At 66.3% G+C, this 6,891-nt stretch carries 7 protein-coding genes; 3 read left to right on the plus strand and 4 right to left on the minus strand.

The features are described from left to right. Positions 1-5 precede the first annotated feature (5 nt). Together RCF13_RS25050 and RCF13_RS25055 are read left to right on the plus strand one after the other, a co-directional pair. Positions 6-950 (plus strand): LysR substrate-binding domain-containing protein, encoded by a 945-nt coding sequence (locus tag RCF13_RS25050; protein ID WP_061480679.1) that lies wholly within the window; start codon positions 6-8, stop codon positions 948-950. Positions 951-1,018: 68 nt separating this feature from the next. Beyond that, a complete protein-coding gene (locus RCF13_RS25055; RefSeq protein ID WP_005415831.1) occupies positions 1,019-1,312 on the plus strand; it encodes a hypothetical protein in 294 nt (97 codons plus the stop codon). A gap of 31 nt (positions 1,313-1,343) precedes the next feature. On the opposite strand, the gene RCF13_RS25060 is transcribed toward RCF13_RS25055, so the two are convergent. Then, positions 1,344-2,156 (minus strand): DUF4349 domain-containing protein, encoded by an 813-nt coding sequence (locus RCF13_RS25060; RefSeq protein ID WP_061480680.1) that lies wholly within the window; start codon positions 2,154-2,156, stop codon positions 1,344-1,346. Next, complete coding sequence (locus tag RCF13_RS25065; RefSeq protein ID WP_061480681.1) at positions 2,153-2,509, minus strand: GFA family protein; 357 nt, start codon at positions 2,507-2,509, stop codon at positions 2,153-2,155. The genes RCF13_RS25060 and RCF13_RS25065 overlap by 4 nt, the downstream gene beginning before the upstream one ends. A gap of 112 nt (positions 2,510-2,621) precedes the next feature. On the opposite strand from RCF13_RS25065, the gene RCF13_RS25070 reads away from it, so the two are divergent. Further along, positions 2,622-4,430 (plus strand): DUF885 domain-containing protein, encoded by a 1,809-nt coding sequence (locus RCF13_RS25070; RefSeq protein ID WP_134968627.1) that lies wholly within the window; start codon positions 2,622-2,624, stop codon positions 4,428-4,430. 84 nt (positions 4,431-4,514) lie between these two features. Here the strand turns inward: RCF13_RS25070 and RCF13_RS25075 are convergent, their stop codons facing one another. Together RCF13_RS25075 and smrA are read right to left on the minus strand one after the other, a co-directional pair. Continuing rightward, positions 4,515-4,751: a hypothetical protein gene (locus tag RCF13_RS25075; protein ID WP_072166827.1), complete on the minus strand. Its 237-nt coding sequence runs from the start codon at positions 4,749-4,751 to the stop codon at positions 4,515-4,517. A gap of 180 nt (positions 4,752-4,931) precedes the next feature. Further along, positions 4,932-6,764 (minus strand): multidrug efflux ABC transporter SmrA, encoded by a 1,833-nt coding sequence (smrA, locus tag RCF13_RS25080; RefSeq protein ID WP_061480683.1) that lies wholly within the window; start codon positions 6,762-6,764, stop codon positions 4,932-4,934. Between the last annotated feature and the right edge of the window lie 127 nt (positions 6,765-6,891).

Below are 6,891 nucleotides of genomic sequence, written 5' to 3' on the forward strand. Positions count from 1 at the left end.
TCGACATGCAGCTTCGCCCTTCCCTGCTCCCCGCGCTGGCCGTGTTCGCGGTCGCCGCACGGCACCAGAATTTCGCCCAGGCCGCGCAGGAGCTGCACCTGACCGCCAGCGCGGTCAGTCACCACGTGCGCCGCCTGGAAGAAGTGCTGGAAACCCGGCTGTTCCTGCGCCACGCCCGCGGCGTGCGCCTGACCGCCGAGGGCCGGCAGCTGGCCGACGCCGCCAGCGCCGCCTTCACCGATGTCGCGGCGGTGGCCCATCACCTGCAACCGGATGCCGACAGCGTGCCGCTGCGGATCACCACGCTGCGCTCGCTCTCGTACTGCTGGCTGCTGCCGCGACTGCCACGCTTCACCCAGGCCTATCCACACATCCGCATCGAGCTGCACACCGGCAGCGGGCTGGATCGCTACGACGACAACGGACCGGAAGTCGGCATCCGCTACGGGCTGGGCCAATGGCCGGGCCTGCGTGCACAGCACCTGATGGATGACTTCCTGTTCCCGGTGGCCTCACCGGCGCTGGCCGGGGTCGAAGCACTGGTTGATCCGGCGCGCATCGCCGACCTGCCGCTGCTGACCGACCTGTCGCCGCAGGGCTGGCGTGACTGGTTCCGCCACGCCGGCGTGCGCCCACCGTCGCCGCTGCCGCCGATGCACACGTTCGCCGACAGCACCGACGCGATGCGTGCGGCGGTGTATGGCATGGGCGCGGTGCTGGCGCGCACCCACATCGCCCAGCCCTACCTGCAGCGCTACGAGGTGGTGCGCCTGCCCGGTCCGGCATTGAAGGCACGCTATGCCTACCACGTGGTGCACGCAGAAGGGCAACCGCCGAGCCCGGCCGCGCGCCTGTTCATCGACTGGTTGCTGGAACAGGCGCAGGACGAGCGCACGCCGATCCCGGCATTGCCGGACAGCCTGCTCGGGCGGCCGGCGACGCACGCCTGACTGCGCCCTCACCCGTTCTTTGCCTCACGCTGGCTAGGCTGCTGGCGAACCCACAACGTACCTATGCCATGGCCATGCTGCGACTGCGCATCACCGGAACCGAAGACGACGCCCGCGCCATCAGCGACCTGCTGCTCGGCCTGGACGGCATCGAACATGTCGAGGAAACCGACGACCTGATGCCGCACATGGACGACGACGATTCCAGTTCGGCCGGGCTGTCCGATGACATCGGCCCGGGCATCCACGAGTTGGAAGTGGAAGTCGGAAATGAAAGCACCGCGCAGAAGGTGCGCGATGCGGTGCAGGAACTGGCGCTGGAGCTGGATGTGTTCGTCGAGTACGAGACCGACGAGGGCTGATGCCGGCTGACGGCCCGCATCAGCCTTCACCTCAGCGGTTGGGCGGTAGCTTGCGGCGGCGACGCCACCATGCCCGCACACCCCAGGCTGCGATCAAGGCCAGCACCGCCACCGGCAGCAGTGCGGCCGCAGCTCGGATCAGGAACGCGATGCTGGTGCTGAGGATGCCGCCCGACTCGCTCAGCGCCTCACCGATCTCGCTGCGGCTGCGCTGGCCAGAGGTGGTGTCGAAGTGGATCGCCACCAGCTGGGTATCGATGCGCCGGCGCTGCTGCGCAGCATCCTTGTTGGCCTGCTCGACACCCGCCTCGATCTCTGACAGGCGCGTGGTGATCGCCATCAGGTCTTCGATCTTCAGGTCCTTGCGGTCCTGGTAGGACAGCAGGCGGGCGTGCTCCTTTTCAAGCCGTGCCTTGGTCAATGCCGTGTCGGCCACCGCCTGCGCGAGATCCTCGGCGCGCGTATTGCGCGACTGCAGCTTGCCGCCTTCACCAGCCATCGCGATCAGCGGCTCGGTACCCTTCGGGGCGATGCGCACCTTCACTTCACCGCTGGGCTGCTCGCCGCCGTGCTGCTCGACCTGCAACACTGCACAGTCGCCGAACTTCGCGCTCTGGCAGGCCTGAGCGATCTGCTGGATGCGCGGTGCGATCTGCGCCGCTTCCAGCTGCACCTGCACGTCATGTTCGTAGGCCAGGAATGCGCCTTCCGGCGAAGCGATGGCAGCCTCGGCGGCCGTGGCGCCCGCATCCCCCACCATGTCGCCCTGCTTGGCGCAGGCGCCCAGCGCCAGCAGCAGTACCGGCAGCGCCGCCCTGCGCGTCCACGCTCGCACCGGCCTCACAGTGCCGCTCCGTCGTAGGAGGTCACCGAAAGGCCCGCCAGATCGACCTGCGGCACGCAGCGCACGTTCACCGCCACCATCGGTGTGCCGGTACGCGGATCGACCGCTTCGCTGTAGGGAGCGATACCGCATTCGCGGCAGTGATGGTGGTCGATGTGGGCCTTGTTGAAGTGGTAGGTGGCCACGTCAGCCGGATCGCTGGCCAGCTGGAACGCCGCACGCGGAGCGAACCACAGCAGGCTGCCGCGACGCCGGCACATCGAACAGTTGCAGTCGATGACGTCGCTGATCGGCGCCTCGGCCTGCACGGTGAATGCGATCCTGCCGCAATGGCAGCTTCCCTGGTATTCCATGTCCTGCGCTCCTTTGGAGGGTCCTTGAATCCGCCCATGGTAATCCTATGGCACGGGGACAAAGCAGCAACGGGGCCCTATGCTCAGGGTTTGACCCCGTACAGGAATGCCGATGCGCCCGCATCTTCTTGCCCTCGCCCTGGTCGCCGCGCTGGCCGGTTGCCAGCCGGCCGACGCCCCGACCACCGCTTCCACCCCGGCCGCCAGCCAGCAGGCCGGTGACGCGGCGGTCGATGCCGCCTTCGCCGATCTGTCCAAGCGCGCCCTGGACACCTGGATGCAGCTGTCGCCGGTCAGCGCCACCCAGATCGGTGACCACCGCTACGACAGCGAGCTGGACGACCTGAGCGCCGCCGGCCAGCAGAAGACCGTGGCCGCCTACAAGGCGCTGCTGGGCGAGCTGGACAAGATCGAAGTGGCCAAGCTGGGCCGCGAGAACCAGGTGGACGCGGCGATCCTGCGCAACCAGCTGCAGTCGGAAATCTGGAACGCTGAAGTGCTGCAGTCCGGCAAGTGGGACCCGCAGCTGTACAACGGCATCGCCGGCAGCGCGATCTACGGCCTGATGGCGCGCGAGTTCGCACCGCTGCCGGAGCGCCTGAAGGCGGCCACCGCGCGCATGGAAAAGCTGCCGGCGATCTTCGCCCAGGCGCGCGAGAACCTGGATCCGGCCCGCGTGCCGAAGATCCATGCCGAGACCGTTGCCAAGCAGAACAAGGGCATCCTCAGCATCGTCGATACCTTCATCACCCCGCATATCGGCGAACTGCCGCAGGCCGACCAGCAGCGCCTGCAAGCGGCCATCGACGGCCTGAAGAAGGCCGTGGACGAGCAGCAGACCTGGCTGGACAAGACCCTGGTGCCGAACGCCAAGGGCGACTTCCGCATCGGTGCGGAGAAGTACGACCAGAAGCTGAAATTCGCGCTGAGCTCCTCGCTGTCGCGCCAGGAGATCGGTGAGCGAGCGCGCGCCGAACTCAAGCGCGTGCGCGAGGACATGTACGGCATCGCGCAGACCGTGCTGAAGGACAAGCCGGGTGCACCGGAGATGCCGGCCCAGCCGACCGACGAGCAGCAGCAGAAGGCGATCGAGGCCGCGCTGGAACTGGCCTACGCCGACAAGCCGGCACGCGACAAGGTGGTTGACGATGCCAAGGCCGCGCTGGAGCAGTCCACCGCGTTCGTGCGCGAGCACGATCTGATGACGCTGCCCGATGCGCCGGTGGACATCATCCTGATGCCGGAATTCCAGCGTGGCGTGGCCGTGGCCTACTGCGATTCGCCGGGCCCGCTGGACAAGAACCTGAAGACCTTCTACGCCGTGTCGCCGATTCCTGACGACTGGAACGAGAAGCAGGTCGACTCGTTCCTGCGTGAGTACAACTCGCGCATGATCCACCTGCTGAGCATCCACGAAGGCACCCCGGGCCACTACCTGGAAGGCTGGCACTCGGCCAAGTTCCCCTCGACCCTGCGTGCGGTGCTGCGTTCGGGCCTGTTCGCCGAAGGCTGGGCGGTCTACACCGAGCGCATGATGCAGGAGCAGGGTTACCTCAACAACGATCCGCTGTTCCACCTGGTGCAGCTGAAGTTCTACCTGCGCACGATCTCCAACGCGATCCTCGACCAGGGCGTGCACGTGGACAACTGGGATCGCGAAAAGGCGATGCACCTGATGACCCACGACGCGTTCCAGCAGGAAAGCGAAGCGGCCGGCAAGTGGGTGCGCGCGCAGCTGACGTCGGCACAGCTGCCGACCTACTTCGTCGGTGCGCAGGAACACTTCGACACCCGCAAGGCAGTGCAGGAGAAGCTGGGGGACAAGTTCAACCTGAAGGCGTACCACGACCAGGTGCTGTCCTACGGCGCGCCGCCGGTGCGTTTCGCCCGCCAGCTGATGCTGGACCAGCCGATCGAGTGATCGGGACGGTGTGAGATGAAGCGGAGCGGCCCGGGGAAACCCGGGCCGCTTTCTTTGTTCGCCCCTGCTTGGGCTGCTGCCGGATCAGAGCAGATGGATGTACATTTTCTTTGAGCCCAGCCGCAGATCCACGAAGTACTCGGCACCACAGCCACGACAGGCTGCAGGACAATCCTCATCGCTGCCCCGCTCGTTTTCCAATGAGCCAGCCACGACCGGGTATCCGCACTCGAAACAGTTGAAAGCCACATGGTTGCCATGCGGATCAGCAGGGATCTGGTCACCCTCACCGTCCATCACCAGGAAATCCGTGATTCTCATTTCCACTCCCTCCCGCTGAATTGAGGACGAAAGACGAGCCGAACATCTAGCGTCAGTTGTGCGAAAGCAACGCGCGGATTGCACCACAGCGTGGCGCTTTACGTCCGCATCAGATCTCGATGCGTCGAAGCAATTGCCTGGGCTCCGCCTCCGTGCCCCGTTCAAAAAGCCTTGAAGCAATCACTGCTCCGCGGCCACGAAACCACCGGTCTGTCGCGCCCACAAGCGCGCGTACAGGCCACCGGCCGCGATCAGTTCGGCATGACTGCCGGTCTCGACGATGCGTCCCTGGTCCATCACAACCAACCGGTCCATGCGCGCGATGGTCGACAGCCGGTGCGCGATCGCGATCACCGTCTTGCCGCCCATCAGCTCATCCAGGCTGTCCTGGATCGCCGCTTCGACTTCCGAGTCGAGTGCCGAGGTCGCTTCGTCCAGCACCAGGATCGGCGCATCCTTCAGCAGCACGCGGGCAATGGCGATGCGCTGGCGCTGGCCACCGGACAGCTTCACGCCGCGCTCGCCGACATGCGCGTCGTAGCCACGGCGCCCCTGCCCGTCCACCAGCGTATCGATGAAGGCCTCGGCACGCGCCTTGGCTACGGCAGCACGCAGCTGCTCCTCGGTCGCGTCGGGGCGGCCGTACAGCAGGTTGTCGCGGATCGAGCGATGCAGCAGCGAAGTGTCCTGGGTGACCACGCCGATCTGCTGGCGCAGGCTTTCCTGGGTGACGTAGGCGATGTCCTGGCCGTCGATCAGGATGCGGCCGCTCTCCAGGTCGTACAGGCGCAGCAGCACGTTCACCAGGGTCGACTTGCCGGCACCGGAAGGACCGACCAGGCCGATCTTCTCGCCCGGCTTCACCACCAGGTCGAGGCCGGCGATCACGCCGCCCTTCTTGCCGTAATGGAAGTGGATGTCCTGGAACTGCACGCCACCACGGGTCACCTGCAGCGGCACCGCGTCCTCGCGGTCCTGCACGGTCAGCGGCTGGGCGATGGTGGTGATGCCATCCTGCACCGTGCCGATGTCCTCGAAGATGCCGTTGATGGTCCACATGATCCAGCCGGACATGTTGTGGATGCGGATCACCAGGCCGGTCGCCAGGGTGATCGCGCCCACGGTGATATGGCCACCATTCCACAGCCACAGCGCGAGCCCACAGGTACCGGCAATCAGGAAACCGTTGACGATGGCGATGGTCAGGTCCATGCCGGTGGTCACCCGGGTCTGCGCGCGGTGCTTGACCGCCAGTTCCTGGATCGACTCGGCCACGTAGGCCTGCTCGCGCCCGCCATGGGCGAACAGCTTCAGCGTGGGAATGTTGGTGTAGCCATCGACGATGCGGCCCATTGCCTTGGAGCGCGCTTCGGACGCAATCCAGGCCCGTTCCTTCGCGCGCGGCACGAAGTAGACCATGATCACCGCATAGGCGAGCAGCCACAGGACCAGCGGCACCATCAACCGCCAGTCCGCCTGCGCGAACAGGTACAGCGCCGTGCCGGTATAGACCACGATGTACCAGAGCGAATCGACCATCTGTACCGCCGACTCGCGCAGCGAGGTACCGGTCTGCATGACCCGGTTGGCGACACTGCCGGCGAAGTCGTTCTGGAAGAAGCTCAGGCTCTGCCGAACCACGTAGTTGTGCATCAGCCAGCGCGAGCGGTTGCTCAGGCCGGGCACGATCGCCTGGTTGACCAGCAGGTTGTGCAGGCCGACCAGGATCGGCCGCGCGATGACCGTGATGAACAGCATCCAGCCCAGTTCATTGGCATGGCGCTTGAAGAAATCGGCACCGGGTTGCTCGGCGACCATGTCGACGATGCGGCCCAGGTAATCGAACATGGCCACTTCCACCAGCGCCAGGAGCAGGCCGGCGATGAGCGTGGCCAGCAGCACCGGCCACACCGGGCGCAGGTAGTGCAGGTAGAACGGCAGCACCTTGCGCGGTGGCATGCGCCCATCCACGGGCGGGAACACCGGAATCAGGGATTCAAACCAACGGAACATCGCATTCCCTCGCCATCAATAGCCGGCGGAGTATCCCACGCCGGATGTGTACGCCGGCCGACGATGCCGTGGCGCCGGTAGTGCCGGGCGCGGGGGGGGCCCACCCCCCACGGGGTACGGGTGAGGC

Origin of the sequence: Stenotrophomonas maltophilia group sp. RNC7 (assembly GCF_030910085.1) — a bacterium.
Taxonomy (GTDB): domain Bacteria; phylum Pseudomonadota; class Gammaproteobacteria; order Xanthomonadales; family Xanthomonadaceae; genus Stenotrophomonas; species Stenotrophomonas sepilia.

Excerpts from the sequence above, each read along its gene's own strand:
- RCF13_RS25065 (WP_061480681.1), bottom strand. The coding sequence starts at position 2,509 with ATGGAATACCAGGGAAGCTGCCATTGCGGCAGGATCGCATTCACCGTG.
- RCF13_RS25070 (WP_134968627.1), top strand. The coding sequence starts at position 2,622 with ATGCGCCCGCATCTTCTTGCCCTCGCCCTGGTCGCCGCGCTGGCCGGT.
- RCF13_RS25075 (WP_072166827.1), bottom strand. The coding sequence starts at position 4,751 with ATGAGAATCACGGATTTCCTGGTGATGGACGGTGAGGGTGACCAGATC.
- smrA (WP_061480683.1), bottom strand. The coding sequence starts at position 6,764 with ATGTTCCGTTGGTTTGAATCCCTGATTCCGGTGTTCCCGCCCGTGGAT.
- RCF13_RS25055 (WP_005415831.1), top strand. The coding sequence starts at position 1,019 with ATGGCCATGCTGCGACTGCGCATCACCGGAACCGAAGACGACGCCCGC.
- RCF13_RS25050 (WP_061480679.1), top strand. The coding sequence starts at position 6 with ATGCAGCTTCGCCCTTCCCTGCTCCCCGCGCTGGCCGTGTTCGCGGTC.